Origin of the sequence: Allobosea sp. BK604 (assembly GCF_004341515.1) — a bacterium.
GTDB lineage: Bacteria > Pseudomonadota > Alphaproteobacteria > Rhizobiales > Beijerinckiaceae > Allobosea.
Genome location: NZ_SLZF01000009.1, coordinates 317,306 through 335,575, shown reverse-complemented (window position 1 = coordinate 335,575; position 18,270 = coordinate 317,306). Strand labels below are relative to the sequence as shown.

General features: G+C 62.1%; 14 protein-coding genes. 8 read left to right on the top strand and 6 right to left on the bottom strand.

Going from position 1 to position 18,270, the window contains the following annotated elements:
* Positions 1-82 precede the first annotated feature (82 nt).
* The 4 genes from EV560_RS26630 to EV560_RS26615 all read right to left on the bottom strand — a co-directional run bounded on the left by EV560_RS26630 (position 83) and on the right by EV560_RS26615 (position 4,468).
* Positions 83-1,603, bottom strand: coding sequence for a tripartite tricarboxylate transporter permease (locus tag EV560_RS26630; RefSeq protein ID WP_131858856.1), 1,521 nt, complete (start codon positions 1,601-1,603; stop codon positions 83-85).
* Between the two features lie 20 nt (positions 1,604-1,623).
* The gene (locus EV560_RS26625) at positions 1,624-2,067 is read right to left on the bottom strand and encodes a tripartite tricarboxylate transporter TctB family protein (RefSeq protein WP_165923649.1); all 444 of its coding nucleotides are present in this window, start codon (positions 2,065-2,067) and stop codon (positions 1,624-1,626) included.
* Positions 2,068-2,321: 254 nt separating this feature from the next.
* Entirely contained in the window at positions 2,322-3,209 is an 888-nt protein-coding gene (locus EV560_RS26620; RefSeq protein ID WP_165923648.1) for a Bug family tripartite tricarboxylate transporter substrate binding protein, read from the bottom strand.
* A 275-nt stretch (positions 3,210-3,484) separates the two neighbouring features.
* Entirely contained in the window at positions 3,485-4,468 is a 984-nt protein-coding gene (locus EV560_RS26615; RefSeq protein WP_165923647.1) for a Bug family tripartite tricarboxylate transporter substrate binding protein, read from the bottom strand.
* Positions 4,469-4,919: 451 nt separating this feature from the next.
* On the opposite strand from EV560_RS26615, the gene EV560_RS26610 reads away from it, so the two are divergent.
* Positions 4,920-5,831 (top strand): LysR family transcriptional regulator, encoded by a 912-nt coding sequence (locus tag EV560_RS26610; RefSeq protein ID WP_131858852.1) that lies wholly within the window; start codon positions 4,920-4,922, stop codon positions 5,829-5,831.
* 302 nt (positions 5,832-6,133) lie between these two features.
* On the opposite strand, the gene EV560_RS26605 is transcribed toward EV560_RS26610, so the two are convergent.
* Positions 6,134-6,901, bottom strand: coding sequence for a DeoR/GlpR family DNA-binding transcription regulator (locus tag EV560_RS26605; protein ID WP_165923646.1), 768 nt, complete (start codon positions 6,899-6,901; stop codon positions 6,134-6,136).
* A gap of 169 nt (positions 6,902-7,070) precedes the next feature.
* Here EV560_RS26605 and EV560_RS26600 point away from each other — a divergent pair, with 169 nt between their 5' ends.
* The 3 genes from EV560_RS26600 to EV560_RS26590 are packed head-to-tail and all read left to right on the top strand — an operon-like array spanning position 7,071 to position 10,773.
* A complete protein-coding gene (locus EV560_RS26600) occupies positions 7,071-8,630 on the top strand; it encodes an ABC transporter substrate-binding protein (protein ID WP_165923645.1) in 1,560 nt (519 codons plus the stop codon).
* Positions 8,630-9,547, top strand: coding sequence for a metallophosphoesterase family protein (locus EV560_RS26595; RefSeq protein WP_165923644.1), 918 nt, complete (start codon positions 8,630-8,632; stop codon positions 9,545-9,547). Before EV560_RS26600 ends, EV560_RS26595 begins: the two co-directional genes overlap by 1 nt.
* Positions 9,544-10,773, top strand: a complete 1,230-nt coding sequence (locus EV560_RS26590; RefSeq protein WP_131858848.1) for a methylaspartate ammonia-lyase — start codon at positions 9,544-9,546, stop codon at positions 10,771-10,773. The genes EV560_RS26595 and EV560_RS26590 overlap by 4 nt, the downstream gene beginning before the upstream one ends.
* A 179-nt stretch (positions 10,774-10,952) precedes the next feature.
* Here EV560_RS26590 and EV560_RS26585 read toward each other — a convergent pair whose 3' ends face one another.
* Positions 10,953-11,402 carry a very short patch repair endonuclease gene (locus EV560_RS26585; protein WP_131858847.1) on the bottom strand — a complete coding sequence of 150 codons (450 nt, stop codon included), beginning with the start codon at positions 11,400-11,402 and terminating at the stop codon, positions 10,953-10,955.
* Positions 11,403-11,457: 55 nt separating this feature from the next.
* Between EV560_RS26585 and EV560_RS26580 the strand changes: the two genes are divergently transcribed.
* From EV560_RS26580 to EV560_RS26565, 4 genes are read left to right on the top strand one after another with little or no spacing between them, the layout of a single operon-like run.
* Complete coding sequence (locus tag EV560_RS26580) at positions 11,458-13,074, top strand: DNA cytosine methyltransferase (protein ID WP_207908124.1); 1,617 nt, start codon at positions 11,458-11,460, stop codon at positions 13,072-13,074.
* Positions 13,075-13,100: 26 nt separating this feature from the next.
* Positions 13,101-14,579, top strand: coding sequence for an ATP-binding protein (locus tag EV560_RS26575; protein WP_248312219.1), 1,479 nt, complete (start codon positions 13,101-13,103; stop codon positions 14,577-14,579).
* Positions 14,576-17,296 carry a Z1 domain-containing protein gene (locus EV560_RS26570; RefSeq protein WP_131858845.1) on the top strand — a complete coding sequence of 907 codons (2,721 nt, stop codon included), beginning with the start codon at positions 14,576-14,578 and terminating at the stop codon, positions 17,294-17,296. Before EV560_RS26575 ends, EV560_RS26570 begins: the two co-directional genes overlap by 4 nt.
* On the top strand, positions 17,268-18,266 hold the full coding sequence (locus EV560_RS26565; RefSeq protein WP_131858844.1) for a PD-(D/E)XK motif protein: 999 nt from the start codon (positions 17,268-17,270) through the stop codon (positions 18,264-18,266). The genes EV560_RS26570 and EV560_RS26565 overlap by 29 nt, the downstream gene beginning before the upstream one ends.
* The last annotated feature ends 4 nt before the right edge of the window (positions 18,267-18,270 follow it).

Sequence of the window (18,270 nt, the reverse complement as noted above, 5' to 3'; positions counted from 1 at the left end):
GTAATGACTGCCGGTATTCTGCTTCGAGGTTCCGCCGGAAACGGATAGAGACGAAGCCGAACAGATTTACATCTTGCTCAGTTCAGGCAGGTTCCCTCGCTTTGTCGTCGAGATTGACGACATCATCGATGATCGTCTTTTTCTTGACCTTGAAGTAGATCATCACCGCTGCCGTGAAGAGCAGGATGCCCAGGCTGATCGGATTCTTGAGGAAGACCGAGACATCGCCGTTGCCGATGATCATCGCGCGCCGGAAGTTCTGCTCGAGCAGGGGCTCCAGGACGACGGAGAGGATCAGCGGCGCCGGATTGGCCCCCAGGATTCGGAACAGGATGCCGAGCAGGCCGAGGCCGGCCGCAAACAGGATGTCGAAATAGGAATTCTGCTCGCTATAGACCCCGATGCAGGAGAAGGCGATGATCGGCGGGTAGAGAACGTGGAAGGGCATGCCCAGCAGCCGGACCCAGAGGCCGATCAGCGGCAGGTTCAGCACGAGCAGCATCAGGTTGCCGATCCACATGCTGGCGATCAGCCCCCAGAACAGCGCCGGATGGTCCGTCATGACGCCGGGGCCGGGCGCGATGCCCTGGATCTGCAGCGCGCCGAGCATGATCGCCATGGCCGCCCCCGCCGGAATGCCCAGCGTCAGCATCGGGATGAAGTGGGTAATGGCAGCTGCGTTCGCAGCGGCTTCCGGCCCGACCACGCCTTCGATTGCGCCCTTGCCGAACCGGGAGGGATCGTCCGCCAGGCGCTTTTCCATTGAATAGCCGACGAATGAACTCAGCATCGGCCCCGTGCCGGGAAAAATGCCGAAAGCCGACCCGAGCGCCGTCCCGCGCATGATCGGCTTCCACGAACGCGCCAGATCATCGCGCGACGGGACCAGCCCGCGAAAGCTGAAGCTCATCTTCTGGCGAATGGCCGTGGTGCCGGAATATTCGATGATCTCGGTGAAGGCGTAGAGGCCGACGGCCACGGCGACGAAATTCGCCCCGTCGGACAGCGACGGAATGCCGAATGCATAGCGTTCGTCGCCCGTGGTCAGGTCGGTGCCGATGGAGCCGATCAGGAGGCCGATCATGCACATGCCGAGCGTCGTCAGCAGGCTGTCGTCGGTCAGGATCGAGGCCATGATCAGTGCCATGACGATGGTGGCGAAGTATTCCGTCGGCCCGAAAGCAAGCGCGATATGGGACAATTGCGGCGAGAGCGCCGCCACGATCATGAAGGCGACGCAGCCAGCGACGAAGGAGGAAACCGCCGACATGGCCAAGGCCGCACCCGCGCGCCCCTTCTTCGCGAGCGGGTATCCGTCGAGACAGACGACCACGGAACTCGGCTCGCCCGGCATGTTCAGCATGATGGCCGTCGTCGAGCCGGCATGGTTGGCGCCGTAGTAGATGCCGGCGAGCATGATGAGCGAGCCGATGGCCGGCATGTGGAAGGTCAGCGGGATCAGCATGGCGATCGTGGTGACCGGGCCGATGCCGGGCAGGACGCCGACGGCCGTCCCCACTGTTGCCCCGACCAGGCAGAACAGCAGGTTCTCCGGCGTCATCGCGACGCTGAAACCCATCAGAAGACTTTGCAGGAAGTCCATTTCTTGTCGTCTCCCGCGCGTTACCAGAACAGTTTGATCGGAAGCTTGATGAGCTGGATGAATACGCCCCAGGTCATGCCGAGCACCGCGACATAGATCAGCGCCACTTCGAGCGGATGCTTCAGAACCCGGTCGTAGCAAGTGCCGAGAACCATGAAGAGGAGCGAGACGGCGAGCCCTGCGCGGTCGATCAGCAACGCCATCGCGACAATGCCGGAGATGATGAAGAATGTCGGCACCAGGGACAGGGGCTCGACCGTCGTATGCGCCCGCGAGCGGATGCCGACCGCAACCGATGCCGCGCCCGCCAGAACCAGGCCGATTCCGAGCAGCATCGGGAAGTAGCCCGGGCCCATCGCGGTGAGCGTCCCGATCGGCCGGGGAAGCTCCCAGAGCGCGATCAGGCCGATGACGGCGAACAGGACACCAAGCCAGAACTGTCGGATATTTTGGATTTGCAGCATGCCTGTTTCCCGTGTCGCCGGCGCTGACCGGCCGCAGAACTCGGTCCGCATGGCGCCGTTGCCGCTCCGGCATCGGCAGGCATGCGTCGTTCGAAGGATTGGCTATGCGGCGGCCGTCGCACAGCGCTTGCGGAAGAGGTGGCCCGCGCGGCCTAGAGTATTTCCGCGTTTCTCCGAATTACGAAAACTCTCTATCTATTTGTATTGACGCATTTTATTCACGCGAACCGGTATTCATCTCGCTCGAAAATGCTCTAGGGGCCGGAAAGCCGGAAGTCGATCGCCTTGGCGGCCTTGGTCCATCGATTGAGATCATTGACGACGAAGGTCCTGAACTCGTCGCCAGTGAGCCCGAACGGCTCGAGACCCAGCGAATTGAGTCGCTCCGTCATGCCGGGACTCTTGAGGGCTTTCTGGACATCGTCCCTGACCTTCCGGACGATCGCCGCCGGGGTGCCGGCCGGGGCTAGAATGCCGTAGTAGAGATCCGAAGTCAGATTGGGATAGCCCGCCTCGGCAATCGTCGGCACATCCGGCAAGGCGCTGGCTCGTTTGCTGCCGGAGACCACGATGGCGCGCAGGGTGCCCGCCTTGATATAGGGCAACACCGTCGAGGGGCCTTGCTCGGTGAACTCCGCATGGCCGCCGGCGACCGCGACGGATGCAGGACCGCCGCTATCATAGGGGACGTGCTTCAAGTCCAGGCCAAGCTCTTTCGCAATATAGGCCGCCTGCAGGTGAGAACCACCGCCCGGGCCCGTACTCGCATAACTCATCTGGCCCGGATGAGCCTTCGCGTATTCGACGAATTCCTTCATGTTCGTGATCGGCAGCTTGGCGGACACGCTATGGACGAGCGGGTAGGAGCTGAAAGACGAGATGAATTCGAAACTGCCTGGAATCTTGTAAGGGACCGTCGCCTTGACGGCGGGCAAGACGGAGAGCCCGTCGGATGAAGCCCAGAGCAGGGTGTAGCCGTCGGGCTTGGCCTTCGAGACGAAGTCGATGCCGATCTGGGATGCCGCGCCAGGCCGATTTTCGATGATGACGCTCTGTCCCCACTCCTTGCTGAGCAGCTCTGCGACGATACGGGCCGTGATGTCGGTGCCGCCACCTGGTGCGTACGGCACGATGACCCGCACGGTCTGCGTCGGATAGTCCGTCGTCTGCGCGATGGTCGAAGCAGCCGGAGCAAAAGCGAAGGCAGCCAAAAGAAAACGCAAGAGTTTCCGGTTCATCCATGTCCTCCCAATCTTATTGGATCCAGGTCGATCGACAGATCGATCGAGGGATCAACTCATTCCGCTTGTGTGCCGGGGGCCCAGAACGCTGGTTCTGCAACTGCCTGGACATGATCGTCGTAGGACGCGCTGCGCGGCGACGCGCAGCGCCCGTCGATCAAGACGGCTCCCGGGGCCTATTGGCCGGAAAGCTGGAAATCGATCGCCTTGGCGATCTTGGTCCAGCGATTCAGGTCGGCGACGGCGAATGCCTTGAATTCCTCGCCGGTCAGGCCGAGCGGCTCGAGGCCGAGCGCCCGCAGCCTCTCGGCCATGCCCGGGCTCTTCAGGACGGACTGCACGCCGTCCCGAAGCTTCGCGACGATCTCAGCCGGGGTGCCGGCCGGCGCGTACATGCCGTAGAAGAAGTCTTCGGTGAGGTCGGGATAGCCGAGCTCGCTGACGGTCGGAACATCCGGGAACAGGATCGTGCGGTTCCGCCCGGAGGTCGCGATCGCTCGGATCGTGCCGTCCTTGATGTAGGGCGAGACGGTCGAGGGGGCGACGTCGGTGAATTCGGCGTGACCTCCCGCCACAGCCACGGTCGCGGGAGCCGCGCTGTCATAGGGCACATGCTTCACGTCGAGGCCGAGTTCCTTCGCCATATAGGCCGGCTGCAAATGCCCGCCGCCGCCGGCGCCGGAACTCGAATAGTGCATCTTGCCGGGGTTCGCCTTGGCGTAATCGATGAATTCCTTCATGTTCGTGATCGGCAACTTGCTGTAGACGCCGAGGATCAGCGGAAACGACGAGAAGGTCGAGACGAACTCGAAGCTTTCCGGGATCTTGTAGGGCATTTTCGGCTTGACTGCCGGAAGCACCGAAATTCCGTCAGCCGACGACCACAACAGCGTATAACCGTCCGGCTTCGCCTTCGCGACGTAGTCGATGCCGATCTGCGACGCCGCGCCGGGCCGGTTCTCGACGACAATGCTCTGGCCCCAGGCCTTGCTGAGAGCATCGGCGACGATGCGAGCCGTCAGGTCCGTGCCGCCGCCGGGCGTGAAGGGAACGATGATGCGAACATTTTGCGTAGGGTAATCCGTCCCCTGGGCATAAGCATACCCGGAGAGCGTCGATGTAACGACGGCCAGCGCAAGCCCGATTTTGTTCAAAATCATATGCATCCTCCCATGTTTTATTGATTTTATCATGTCCGAATTGGCTGATGATCTGCGGTATCACTCCTCGCAGCATTCGGAACGAGCTTATTATTTCGAAGTTTTATCAGCATCGCTCCGTGCGGTCTAATTAGTAATCATCCGCACGTCTGATGCGGATTTTTTATCATTCGCCGCCGGTTTACTTGCGCAGAAGCCGCATCGTTTCGCTGCTCCGCGCGCCGGCGGCGTCGCCGGACATCGCGTTCCGCTCGTTGGCGTCGAAGAAATTCGAGCCTGTTCAAGTCGTTAGGCTGAATGAAAGCGACCCGGGCGGAGACGGAAGCTCGCACCGATCTCCGGTTTCGGCGCCCCCCGGCATGATGGCGAAACCACGCGAGACATAAAAATTGCTGCAGTGCAGGATGAGAAAAGCGTACCGCCCGGTCGAGTACTGTCATAAACCTGCGGAATGGCTGCGATCCACAATGTCACGTTGTCGCAAATTCGCGCCTTCGAGCGCACGGTCCGCCTCCACGGCGTGCATGCGGCAGCACGTCATCTCGGCCTGACGCAGCCGGCCGTGTCGCGCCGCATCCGCGAACTCGAATTGGCGCTCGGCATCAAGGTCTTCGTGCGCAGCGGCCGCTCCCTGAGGATCAGCCCGGAAGGCGCCGCACTCCTGGGCTATGCCGATGAACTCATCAACACCGCCGACGAAATGGCGGTGCGGCTCAGCACCGGCGATCCGTTGAGCGGCACGCTGCGCCTGGGCGTGAGCGCCAGCTTTGCGGTCGTCGGTCTCGACATCATGCTCGAGCGGCTGAACAAGCGTCATGCGGGGCTGAAGACGGCGGTCCATGTCGGCGACAGCAACACGATCAGCGAGCTCTTGAACGAGCAGAAGCTCGATCTTGCCGTCACCTCGGAATACCGCATCGCCGAGCATATCCACCGGGAGCGCACGGGCGTCAATCTACATGGCTGGTTCGCCAGTTCGTCACAGGAATTCGACGAGGAAATCCTGTCTCCAGCAGACTTGGCGCCGCATCACCTGATCATCACGCCGCCGCCGGCGCGCCATAACGCCAGCGTCATGCAGTGGTTTCGCCAGGCCAATATCACGCCGCAACGCCTCAGCACCTGCAACGAACTGGCGACGACGGTCCGGATGATCCTGCGCGGCGTCGGGATCGGCTCGGTGCCGATCCGGGTGATGAAGCCCTATGTCGAGCAAGGCCTGGCGAAGGAGCTGAAAGCCTGTCCACCCATCCCGCCCTACGATGTCTGGATCTGCTACCAGGTCGAGGAGCTGGGGCCGAGCCTGCGCCAGGTGGTCGACCTGATCCAAGAGGTCGTCGCCGAGGAGAATATCTACACATAGATCGCCGCGCGTCCTGTCGGACGCGAAGTGGCGATCTATCTCTCTGTTCCAGCATCGGATTTCTCCGAAAAGCGGGTTCCACTTTTCGGTCCGATGCTCCAGAGCATTTCCGCGTTTCTCCGGATCGCGCCAATTCTCTATGCCTTTGTTTCGACGCATTTTCTTCGCGCGAACCGGTACCCATTTCGCCCGAAAATGCTCTAGAGCATTTCCGCGTTTCTTCGAATCGCGAAAATTCTCTATCTACTTGTTTTGACGCATTTTCTTCACGCGAACCGGTATCCACTTCGCTCGAAAATGCTCTAGCGGTGCCGCGCGATCACCAGCTGCACCTTCGCGGCGGCGAGGCGCGCCGGGAACGGTTCCGGCGGGCGTCGGTCGGTGACCAGAACGTCGATCTCCGCCAGGTCGCCCTGGCGGTAGCGGTCGCTGCGGCCGAATTTGGAATAATCGCTCAGCACCATGCGGCGGCGCGCGCGCCGGCGCAGGATATCGGTGATCGCCGCATGCGCGGTGGTCGGGCCCATCACGCCATGCTCGGCATCGAGCGCGGCCGCGCCGGTGATGGCGAGGTCGAACAGCCGGTTCTCCAGGAAGCGCAGCGCCTCCGGCCCGCCCAGCGTATGCGTGTCCGCATAGAGCTCGCCGCCGGTGAGATGGACCTCATGCACGCCGCCGCGCAGCGCGACCGCGATATCGATCATGTTGGTGACGAAGGTGGTGCGCACCGGCAGGTCGGCGAGGCGCCCCGCCAGCGCCAGCACCGTCGACCCGGCCCCGAGGAAGATGTGGCTGCCCGCCGGCACCAGCGGCAGGGCCGCCTCGACAATGTCCGCCTTCGCATCGGAGGCGTAGTCCATGCGCAGCCGCACCGGCGGCAGGCTCGGCGGCGGCAGCGCGACCGCGCCGCCATGAACCCTTCGCAGCAGCCGCCTGCGCTCCAGCGCGACGAGATCGCGCCGGGCGGTCTCGATGGAGACGCCGAGATCGGCGGCCAGCGCCGCGACCTCGACCTCCGCCACCGCATTCAGCAGCTCCAGGATGCGCTGCTGTCTGGCATTGGCGAGCATGGTTCGGGCTCCTGATCCGCACGCGCGATCCGTAGACTTGGCCGCTTCTGCTCGCCTCGGTGAGCGCGCGCCGCCAAATCGGTCAATAGACGGCATAAACAGTCACATTCTGTCATCGACGGGTCAAGCAGCCCTCGTAGCCATGGCTGGACTTCGGAAGGAGGCCGTCATGAGCCAGATCTCACGCCGCACGCTGCTCGCCGCGGGCGCGGGCGCATTCGCCCTTGCAGCCGCGCCGCCCCTGCGGGCGCAGGCGCGCCGGACCGTGACGGTCGCGTCCCAGGCGCTGCCGCCGAGCATGGAGCCGATGGACACGCCCGGCACCAGCTCGGTCTGGTACCGGACGGAATACAATGTCTTCGAGGGGCTGCTCGGGCTCGATTTCCGCAACAACCTGACGGTGCGCGGCGCCCTGGCCGAGCGCTGGTCGCAGATCGGTGCCCGGACCTGGGAGTTCACGCTGCGCCAGGGCGTCAAATTCCATGACGGCAGCGAGCTGACCGCCGAGGACGTCATGGTCTCGCTCGGCGACGACCGGCTGATGGGGCCGAATGCGCCGGGCCGCGCCTCGGCCAAGGGCTTCCTGCCGACCTTCGCGCGCGCCGAGAAGGTGGACGAGCGCACGGTGCGCCTGATCACCAATATGGATGATCCGGTCTTCGACCGGCGCATCGCCGCCTGGGGCGGCCAGATCATCAGCGCGGCCGCCTTCCGCGCCGCGCCGAACTGGGCGAGCTGGGCGGCGCGGCCGGTCGGGACCGGGCCCTATCGCGTCGCCGAGCTCAGGCGCGATTACGGCATCAAGCTGACGGCCCATGACGAGTACTGGGGCGGTAGGCCGCCGCTCGCCGGGGTCAATTTCCGCGCCGTGCCGGAAATGGCGGCGCGTTTCGCCGGGCTGCTGGCGGGCGACTGGGACATCGCCACCGATGTCACGCCGGACGCGGTCAGCGAGATCGAGGGGCGCCGCGGCTTCAAGGTCGCCGAGGCGGGCTCGAACGTCACCCGCATGGTCATCCTCGACGCCAAGCATAATCCGCAGCTGCGCGATGTCAGGCTGCGCCGCGCGCTCAGCCTCGCGGTCGACCGCCAGCTCCTCGTCGACACGATCTGGCTCGGCCGGACCACGATCCCGAACGGGCTCCAGTCGCCGAGCTACGGCCCGCTCTACGATCCCGGGCGGCGCGCCCCGGTCTTCGACCCCGACCTCGCCCGCAAGCTCGTCAGGGAATCCGGCTATCGCGGCGAGCCGATCGCGCTCAGGACCACCGGCACCTATTACCTCGCCGAGCGGCAGACCACGGAGGCGCTCGTCGGCATGTGGCAGGCCGTCGGCATCGAGGTCCGCATCGAGATGGTCGAGAACTACGCGCAATGGTACCGCCGGCCCGGCTCCGGCATGTACAACTACTCCTCTGTCATGCTCTTCCCCGATCCGCTCGCCGGCACGGTCCGCAATTTCGGGCCGAGCAGCGCCCTGCAGCTCACCGAGGACAGCTGGTTCAACGAGGAGTTCAACGGCCTCTGCCGCGGGCTCGCCGGCACGAGCGACCTCGGCGAGCGCCGGCGCATGCATGCGCGCATGCTCGACATCCTCGAATGGGACGATCCGCCGATGGTCCTGCTCTTCATGCAGAACATGTTCTACGGCATCCGCGCCGATCTCGACTGGCGGCCCTATCCCGCCCACCAGATGGATTTCGGCCCCGACAATATGAGGGCCGGCTGATGGCGCGCGCTGTCCTTGCCCTCCTGTCGGATCCGCATCTGTCGCGCCGGCGCGGCTATACGGTCCCGGCCTTCCGCCATCTCCAGGGCGAGCTCGCCGCGCTCGCGCCGGCCGCCAGCATCGTTGCCGGCGATCTCGTCTTCGACGATTGCGACGATGCCGAGGACCGGGCCTTCGCCGCCGAGGCGGTCGCCTCCCTGCCGGGCGAGGTCCGCCTCATCCCCGGCAACCACGATCTCGGCGACAATGTCGCCGAGCCCTGGATGGGGCAGGGCGTCACCGCCGAGCGGCTCGCGGCCTTCCTCGCCACCCACGGCACGGACCGCTTCGCCCTCGACCTCGCCTCCTGGCGGATCATCGGCCTCAACGCCCAGATCTTCGGCACCGGCTTTGCCCGCGAGGAGGAGCAATGGTCCTGGTTCGGCGAGGCGATGCGCGATGCCGGCCGGCGGCCCGTCATCCTGGTGCTGCACAAGCCGCTCGCCCTCTGGACCAGCGCGGAGGCCGAGCAGCCCAACAGCATCGGCAGGGCGGCGCAGGCCAGGCTGCAGGATCTGACGCGGGGCGGCCGGGTCAGGCTCGTCATCTCCGGGCATTACCATCACCATCGCGCGCTCGTCCTCGGCGGCACCGCCCAGCTCTGGCTGCCGAGCACGGCGCTGATCGGCCGCGCCAGCCACGGCCTCGAGCCCTTCGCCCAGCGCAGCCCCGGCTTCGTCGCCCTGGCTGTTGATGGCGAGGATGCCAGCTTCGCCCATGTCGCGACGCCGCCGGCCCTTGCGGTCGATCCGGTGCAACTCGCCGCTCTTCATGGCGAGGCGCCGCGCGATTGGCCGGAGCTGAGCATCGGCCCGAAAAGTGGAGTGCGGTTTTCGGACAAAGCCGATGCGAAACCGAGCGAGGCGGGTGCGCCATGAGGATCGCAGACATCCTGTTCGCAAAGGGCTCCGCCGGCCATTTCCATGTCGACGCCAAAGCGCTGCGCGCCGGCGCGGAGCCGGACGGCTTCTCCTGGAAGGGCGAGCCGCTGACGCCGGGCTTCTCGCGCATCGTCCAGCCGGCCGAAAGCCTGTCGATCCTGCTCCGGCTCGAGGATGGCCAGGTTGGCTTCGGCGATTGCGTCGATGTCGCCTATGCCGGCTCCGCCGGGCGCGAGCCGCCCTTCACGCCGGATCGCGTCCTGCCCTGGCTGGCGCCGGAGCTGCGCGAACGCGTGGTCGGCGCCGAGATCAGCGACTGGCGCGGCCTCGCGGAAAGTTTCGCGGCCGGGCGCGGCAATGGCGAGCCCTGGCCGGCGGCGATCCGCTACGGCCTCGGCCAGGCGCTGCTGCATGCGGCCTCGCTCGCCCGGCATCGGCCGATGGCCGCTCTGATCTGCGAGGCCTATGCCCTGCCGGACCGGCTCGGCATGCCGCCGCTGCTGGCCTGCGCCGCCATGGACGATCACGAGGCGCTCGACCGGCTGATCCTGAAGCGCGTCGATGTGCTGCCGCACAGCTTCATCACCGATCCCGACCGGCATCTCGGCCGCAACGGCGAGGCGCTGCTCGGCCATATCCGGCGCATGGCTGCGCGCATCCGCGCGCTCGGCGACGCCGATTACCAGCCGACCCTGCAATTCGACATGAGCGGCAATCTCGGCCGGCTCTTTCCGGCGCCGGATGCGCGCCTCGTCGATTTCCTCGAAAGGCTCGCCGACGCGGCCGCGCCCTTCGCGCTGCGCATCGAATGCCCCTGGCTCGGCGCGAGCCGCCAGGAGCAGATCGGGATTTACGTCGAACTCACCGCGGCGATGCGGGGCAGGGGGCGCAGGCTAAGCATCGGCGTCGACGAATGGTGCAACCGGCTCGAGGATTTCGCTGCTTTTGCCGCCGCCGGGGCCGGCGACTATCTCCACATCAAGATGCCCGATCTCGGCTGCATCACCGCCAGCATGAGCGCGATCGAGGCCTGCCGCGCCCATGGCATGGCGTTCTGCCTCGGCGGCAGCGCCAACGAGACCGACCAGTCAGCCCGCGTCAGCGCCCATATCGGCCTGGCCTTCCGCCCCGAGGTCATGCTGGCCAAGCCCGGCCTCGGCGGCGACGAAGCCCTGATGATTGTGCGCAACGAGATGGCGCGGGGGGTGGCGATGGTGGGGTAGGGGGAGGGAGATGATGTCGGCTTGAGGAAAGGGGGCTGTGATATCTATTGATTACAATAGTTGCGGTGTGCTTGCGCATCAAATTTGAGCTCCACTGGAGGTTTGGTGGCCCATCGAAAGATCGCCAACTGGCATTCGTAAAGTATTGGTCCGCGATCTTTACGGCAAGTCTCAGCCGGTCAATCAAAATGCTTTATGCGAGTTTCGCCGGCTTCACGGCTCAATAGCCAATCCTTCAACGCTACCGCTACAGAATCAGGATCACGCCTTAAGGCGCATTCCCACACGACCGCTACTCGCCATCCCGCCGCGAGCAGCCCCTGCTCGTTGGCAGCGTCGCGCGCCACGTTGGACGCAAACTTGCCGGCCCAGAAGTCCGCGTTGCTGGCGGGTATGGTGGCAAAACGGCAGCTCCGGTGGCGATGCCAGAAGCAGCCATGGACCAAAATCACAGTCCGATGTCGCGGCAGGACGATGTCAGGGCGGCCAGGCAATTCCCTCGCATGCAGGCGAAAACGCAGCCCTGCAGCATGCAGCATACTTCGCAGCAATCGCTCCGGCTTCGTGTTGCCGCCCCTGATGCCGGCCATCATCCGGGAGCGCGTCTGCCTGTCGACAACGTCGATCATGTTCCTCTGCCATACTCGCTATTCGTGCGGATTTGGATATATCTCGTACCTACAAATGAAGACCGATGTGCCGCCATTAAAGTTTGGGGTCGTTGACCTCTTCGCCGGCCCGGGGGGGCTAGCGGAGGGCTTCTCAGCGCTCGAGGTCGACGGCCATCGCCCATTCCGCGTCATGCTCTCCGTCGAGAGGGAACGTGCGGCGCACAGAACACTTCTTCTCCGTACCTTTCTGCGCGAGTTCGATGGTGGATTTCCGAGTGCCTACTACCAGTGGCTGAATGGGCGTGAGGACGAACCCAATTGGCGCTCTCTACACCCTGCCGAGTGGGAACGGGCCAACGAGATCGCTCTTCGCCGAGAGTTGGGCAAGGGACCTGATCAGGCGGTCATCGACCAGCAAGTCGACGCCGTCCGACGCGAGTTTGGAGAGAGCACGATCCTGATCGGCGGGCCTCCCTGCCAAGCCTATTCGCTGGTTGGGCGCGCACGGAACGCCGGGATCGCTGGGTATGATGCCAAGGAGGATCATCGCCACTTTCTTTACAAGGCTTACATCGCCACTCTTCGCAGGTTGAGGCCCGCCGCCTTCATCATGGAGAACGTAAAGGGCATGCTGTCCTCGAAAGTCGAGGGGGTGGCGGTGTTCCAGCATGTTCTCGATGACCTGAGGTCGGAAGGCTACAGGCTTATTGCGCTCGCCCCGCAGGCCACAGACTTGCTCGCGGACATCGAAAGCGAACCCGAGCCACGTGATTTCGTCGTTTGCGCTGAGGATCACGGACTTCCGCAGGCCCGACATCGCGTGATCATCGTCGGAATTCGACGCGACCTCTCGCACGGCGATGTCAACCCGCGTCTCGACCGGCCCTCGGAACGCAGCAACGTCCGGCATGTTCTCTCGGGGTTGCCTATGCTTCGCAGCGGCTTGAGTGGAGCACAGGACACCGAACATCAGTGGCTCACTGTCATCCATGAGGCGATCGGCAGGCTTGCCGGCTCTCGCCTGAGCGGCCCGGCCAAGCGCCAGTCCGACTTCGAAGCTGCGCTTGCAAGGCTGAAGCTCACGATTCAACTACGCGACGAACCTCTTGTTCGTTCTTCCTCAGCAACCTCGTCACTTCCTGCCAATTGCCCGCCTTGGATCGCCAATTGGCTGCATGATCCGAAACTGTCGGTGACACTCAACCATGATACCCGCGGCCATATGAAATCGGACCTCGGCCGTTACTTGTTTGCCGGACTGTTTGCGGAGGCCGCCGGACGGTCACCCAAGGCCGCCGAATTTCCGGCTTTTCTAGCGCCGGATCACGCGAACTGGGAGACTGGAAAGTTCGCCGATCGGTTCCGCGTGCAGACATGGGATGCGCCGGCGACCACGGTGGTCAGCCACATCTCGAAGGATGGACATTATTTTATCCATCCGGACCCGGCGCAGTGTCGCAGTCTGACCGTGCGGGAAGCCGCAAGACTTCAAACTTTCCCAGACAATTATCTATTTTTGGGAAACCGAACCGAACAGTATGTGCAGGTAGGCAACGCTGTTCCGCCGTTGCTAGCCAGAAGCATCGCCGGTGCACTCTGGAAAATTCTTGGCGGTCATTTCGAGTTGAAGAGGACTGATCTGATCAAATATTCCGGAGCTGCCACTTTATTGGCCGAATGCGCAGTCTAGATTAACGCGTGGGCGTGAGGCTAACGTTGGAACACTACATACTTGAGCCTGAAGCCTCAAAGCTCATCGAGAGTATGCGGGACATCGGCTATTCGTTGGAAACAGCGCTCGCCGACATTCTGGACAATTCGATATCGGCCGGCGCGTCGAAGATCGAAATTTTTTCAAGGTCATCTGGCGAACAGCCAGTCATTGCAGTCCTTGATGACGGTGAAGGGATGACGCGGAACGAACTGCTTCAGGCCATGCGGCCAGGGAGCAGAAATCCGATATTGGACAACCGGCCCCATGACCTCGGCCGCTTTGGCCTTGGTCTAAAGACCGCATCATTCTCACAAGGCAGGCGTCTTACAGTTGTCACTACGAGGTCTGCCCAGACAACATGCGCAATATGGGACCTCGATCATGTCGCTTCGGCTAATAAATGGGAAGTGCTGCTCCCTGAAAGCGCAGCGACAGTGCCATTTGTCGAGCATCTCGCGGGTGATGGCACGCTGATCGTCTGGGAGAAGCTGGACCGTGTGTCGTCGACCGGCGATAGGACGGGAGCCTCTATCGGCGTTGCTTTAGACGAAGCCCGGGAGCATCTGGAGCTGGTGTTTCATCGCTTTCTTGCTGGAGAGAGAGGCCAGAAGAAATTGTCCATGAAACTCAACGGGCGACCGCTAAGGCCTTTCGATCCATTTCATTCGGTTCATCCTGCAACGCAGTGCGAGCCGCCGGAGCCCGAGGTGATGCGCCTGCGTGGGCACGATGTGCTGATCCAAGCGTTCACGCTTCCTCACCATCGGAAGGTTAGCCAGGCAGATTGGGAGAAGTACGCCGGCAAGGCCGGCTACACGAAGAACCAAGGCTTTTACGTCTATCGAGAGCGACGCCTTATCATCCACGGTACTTGGTTCGGGCTCGCACGGCAGACCGAGGCAACCAAGCTGTCGCGTGTGCGGATCGATACACCGCGCGAACTCGACCAGCATTGGAAGATTGATGTCAAGAAAGCCTCAGCGCAGCTTCCGCCAGAACTGCGTGATCATCTACGCTCGCTCGTCGAACGCATTGGGGCGACTTCGAAGCGGGTCTACACTTACCGTGGACGCATTATCACCGACGACAAGCGTCTTCCGGTCTGGAACCGCGTCCAGCAGGCCGGCGAGATCCGTTACCGCTTGAACCTCGAGCACCCCGTGCTTGCCCAGCTCATCGAGGATGTCGCGCCATCAATGGCCGAGCGGATTCGTGATGCGCTGGAACTTGCGGCAGCAGCGCTCCCGATCGACGCCCTAGTAGTGGACCTTTCAGGCAAGCCAGAAGAGGTCTCGGGAGCGGAGATCTCGGCAGAGGCATTGCGAAACGTGGCCATTACCACCTACCGGCAGCTGTCTAGCGCAACCGAAGCGCCTGAAAAGCGCATCATCGACATGATGTCGGTCATCGACCCGTTTCGGACAAGGTTCCAGCAGGTCCGTGAAATGCTCGCTGACGAATTTGGATGGGTGGACGCATGAACGAGTTGATGAAGCAACTTGAAGACATGGTGAGCATGGGTTTGCCACGGTCATCTCTGCCCAAAGCGGAAGCTATTCGCGAGACGGTTTCACAGCTGCGCCGCCTGCCGATGTTCGATTCGCTTGACGACAATCATGCGGAGATGGTGGCTCGTATTTTGGAGGAACGACTGGGAATCACCATGACGGTGGGCGCTCAGCTAGTCACGCCGGATTTCGAGCCGTGGTTGCCCGCCGCCAAGGTGACGATCAATCCGTTCTATTGGGAAAGATACCAGAAGTATCTTGTGCACAAGAGCTTTGCTCGCGACGTCATCGCGAAGACAGACGAAGTGACTGACCGCATTGTCGGGCTGCTCGAGAACCCGGCCAAAGAAGGGCCGTGGAAGCGCCGCGGAATGGTTGTCGGTCATGTGCAGTCGGGCAAGACCGCGAACTACACAGGTGTCATCTGCAAGGCGGCCGATGCGGGATACAGGTTGATCATCGTGATTGCCGGCATCCACAACAACCTTCGCAACCAGACCCAAATACGGATCGATGAGGGTTTCATCGGCTGGGATACCGCCAAGAAGCTGAAGGGTGCATCTCATGATGGTGTCATCGGTGTTGGTAGGTTCGATGCACGGCAGCGCCCGGGCTTCTTTACGAATTCGGTGAAGGATTTCTCCCGATCAGCGACCGACCCTGGAGTTCGCCTTGATGATCTGAAGGTTCCAGCGATCCTTATCATCAAGAAAAATACCAGTACACTGAAGAACGTTATTGAATGGCTCAAGGAGCACAATGCAAAGCGAGGCACCAAAACCATTTCAGCGCCGATGCTCCTTATCGATGACGAGGCCGACAACGCTTCGATTAACACGGCAAGCGACAAGGGGCTGATCAGTCGCATAAATGGGCAGATCAGGGAGCTGCTTGGTGCGTTCGAGCGCAGTTGTTATGTCGGCTACACCGCGACACCCTTCGCCAACATTTTTATCGATCCCGAAACAACGGACGACATGCTTGGCGAAGATCTTTTTCCAAGCGATTTCATCATCAGCCTCGATCCACCGTCCAACTATGTCGGTGCGACCCGCATATTTGCGGACCGCAGCCCCAATATCGTCCGCTACATCGAGGATAACGAGGATCTGCTCCCGCTGGTGCACAAAAAGGAGCATCGGATCGACGGCTTGCCCGAAAGCTTGATAACGGCCATCAGAGCGTTCATCCTCGGTCGCGCAATACGTCTCTTGCGAGGGCATGGCGGTCAGCATTGCTCAATGCTTGTCAACGCTTCTCGGTTCACCGACGTGCAAGAGCGGCTGCGGAACGAGATCGATGCTCGGCTGAATGAAATACAGCGCAATATTCGCGTTGACGGTGCCTTGCCGGTGAAGCAGGCTCTCGCCAATCCGTACATCGCGGCCCTGCACGGCGTTTGGGAGAAAGAGTTCTCCGAGACGCCATGGGCCGATATCCAGTCAGTCCTCAACGAAGCCGCAGCTCCCATCCGCGTCGTGACCGTAAACTCACGTTCTTCCGGCGCGCTCGACTATGACGGACACGCAAAAAGCGGGCTCTCTGTGATCGCGGTCGGCGGCTATTCGCTGTCACGCGGACTTACGCTCGAAGGGCTCATGGTGAGCTACTTCCTGCGGAATTCGATGATGTACGATACCCTGATGCAGATGGGCCGATGGTTCGGTTATCGGGGCGGTTACGAGGATCTTTGCCGCCTGTGGTTACCTGAGGAGGCTGACGGTTGGTATGAACACATTACCGAAGCAATTGAAGAGCTTCGAAGCGAACTCCGCGCGATGGAGAAGGCAAACGCAACCCCGAGAGAATTCGGCCTACGCGTCAGGAGCCATCCCGATACGCTAATTGTCACTGCACGAAACAAGATGGGCTCGGGCAAAAAGCTCGTTTCGCGAGTTGGTCTCGCCAACAACTTCATCGAAACCACAACCTTGCTCGCCGATCAGCCGGCGCTCCGGGCAAACCTTGAAGCGGCCCGCAGATTGGCTGCAGTTATGAACGCCTCCTCGGCCCCGCATTTCCCCACACGGCAAGGCCGCCTTTTTGAGAATGTTCCTGTCGATTATGTTCTGGATTTCCTTCGCGCCTTCAGAAACCACGATGGCTCTATCCTGACCCTCGGAGACCCTGTGGCTGCCTACATCTCCGATCGTGCCAAGGGCGAACTGGCGAAGTGGCAAGTCCTTTTCGCCAGTTTGGGTGCCGACAAACTACCATCTCTAGTCAGTTCCGATTTAGGGTTCCCGATCATTCGTCAGGAACGAAGGGCTGGCGCACGGACAACCGCTTCAGCGATCCATGTTGGTGAAAAGCAACGGGTCGCGTCACGCGGAGTCGAGCGGATCGGCGTCCCGGACGATCTTGCTTCCAACGCGGAGCGAGATTTCAATTCCGGCGAGAGAGATACGGGAAACACCAACTACCCCGACCGGATATACAGGGAGGTTAGGCCGAGGCCGCTGCTTATCGTTCACCTGATGAAGATAAACGCAAACACCGTGTCCGAAAAAGAGGGCCAGCGGTGCGGCACCTTTGCCGGGCTCGATCAACCGGTCGTTGCGTGGAGTATCAGCTTTCCAAAAACGCAGACCCCCGAGCACACTGTCGAGTATGTCGTGAACACCACCTGGATGCGCGAGAACCTCGGAGACGAGGACGAAGATGACGAGCCGCGCGATGACGCCGCCTGATGACCCGTGGAGGGGTATGCCCCAGCCGACATCATCGCAGGATGTCTCTGCCAGGAGGGTGGACGCCAAGTCGCAATGGAATTTCTTCTGGGCAATCGACTACGGCGGACGACGCTTGCTCGTATTCCGTCACCGGCCTGGGTCGTTTGCAAAGACGAAACTGCCATTTTTCAAGGGTTTCGACGTAGTTCATGCCACGCTCGATCATAACGAAGCAACGCTGACATTCCGCCTTCTCGATGCCCAGCTAAAGGAACCGTTCATCCGGCTGTGCGTCGACATTATTGACGCGGCCGAACAGCGTTCTCTCGAACATGAAGCGATCACCATCGCCATCTCACGGACTTGGCGCTGGCACCATCTCCTACGTGGGGGCTCTGGTCGTCTCGGCATCGAGCAGCAAAAGGGACTGCTCGCCGAGTTGCTGACGCTCCGCGATTTAATTTCACCGAACGTAGGAATGCACCAAGCTGTCGAGGCTTGGGTCGGTCCGCTAGGTGCCGCGCATGATTTCCGGCTGCCTCACGCATCTATCGAGTGCAAAGCCACGCAGGGCAGCAGCGAGCCCTTCGTTGCGATCTCGTCAGAGCATCAGCTTGATGGCCCCGCCACGGGCACGCTTTATCTGCGGATCATGGAACTGCGACACAGCGATTCGGGCATGGAAGGTTCCCTCACACTTGCCGAGATGATCGAAGAGCTCGCCTCAATATGTGCCCAGATCGGACAGGCAACACAGGATAATTTCCTGTCCAAGCTCGAGGCTGCTGGTGTACGGCCTGATGGTGACTATGGCGATGAATACTGGTGCGTTGGCCTCGTCATCACCGCTGCAGTGCAGAATGATTTTCCGCGCCTCGTTCCCCATTCGCTGCCACTCGGCGTTGTCGGCGTACGCTATGGCCTTGCCGTTGCATCTGTACGCCCCTACGCGACCGACGAGGCGGAGATTTGGGTCATACCTTCTTGAGGCA

Excerpts from the sequence above, each read along its gene's own strand:
- EV560_RS26630 (WP_131858856.1), bottom strand. The coding sequence starts at position 1,603 with ATGGACTTCCTGCAAAGTCTTCTGATGGGTTTCAGCGTCGCGATGACG.
- EV560_RS26625 (WP_165923649.1), bottom strand. The coding sequence starts at position 2,067 with ATGCTGCAAATCCAAAATATCCGACAGTTCTGGCTTGGTGTCCTGTTC.
- EV560_RS26615 (WP_165923647.1), bottom strand. The coding sequence starts at position 4,468 with ATGATTTTGAACAAAATCGGGCTTGCGCTGGCCGTCGTTACATCGACG.
- EV560_RS26610 (WP_131858852.1), top strand. The coding sequence starts at position 4,920 with ATGGCTGCGATCCACAATGTCACGTTGTCGCAAATTCGCGCCTTCGAG.
- EV560_RS26605 (WP_165923646.1), bottom strand. The coding sequence starts at position 6,901 with ATGCTCGCCAATGCCAGACAGCAGCGCATCCTGGAGCTGCTGAATGCG.
- EV560_RS26600 (WP_165923645.1), top strand. The coding sequence starts at position 7,071 with ATGAGCCAGATCTCACGCCGCACGCTGCTCGCCGCGGGCGCGGGCGCA.
- EV560_RS26595 (WP_165923644.1), top strand. The coding sequence starts at position 8,630 with ATGGCGCGCGCTGTCCTTGCCCTCCTGTCGGATCCGCATCTGTCGCGC.
- EV560_RS26590 (WP_131858848.1), top strand. The coding sequence starts at position 9,544 with ATGAGGATCGCAGACATCCTGTTCGCAAAGGGCTCCGCCGGCCATTTC.
- EV560_RS26585 (WP_131858847.1), bottom strand. The coding sequence starts at position 11,402 with ATGATCGACGTTGTCGACAGGCAGACGCGCTCCCGGATGATGGCCGGC.
- EV560_RS26580 (WP_207908124.1), top strand. The coding sequence starts at position 11,458 with ATGAAGACCGATGTGCCGCCATTAAAGTTTGGGGTCGTTGACCTCTTC.
- EV560_RS26570 (WP_131858845.1), top strand. The coding sequence starts at position 14,576 with ATGAACGAGTTGATGAAGCAACTTGAAGACATGGTGAGCATGGGTTTG.
- EV560_RS26565 (WP_131858844.1), top strand. The coding sequence starts at position 17,268 with ATGACGAGCCGCGCGATGACGCCGCCTGATGACCCGTGGAGGGGTATG.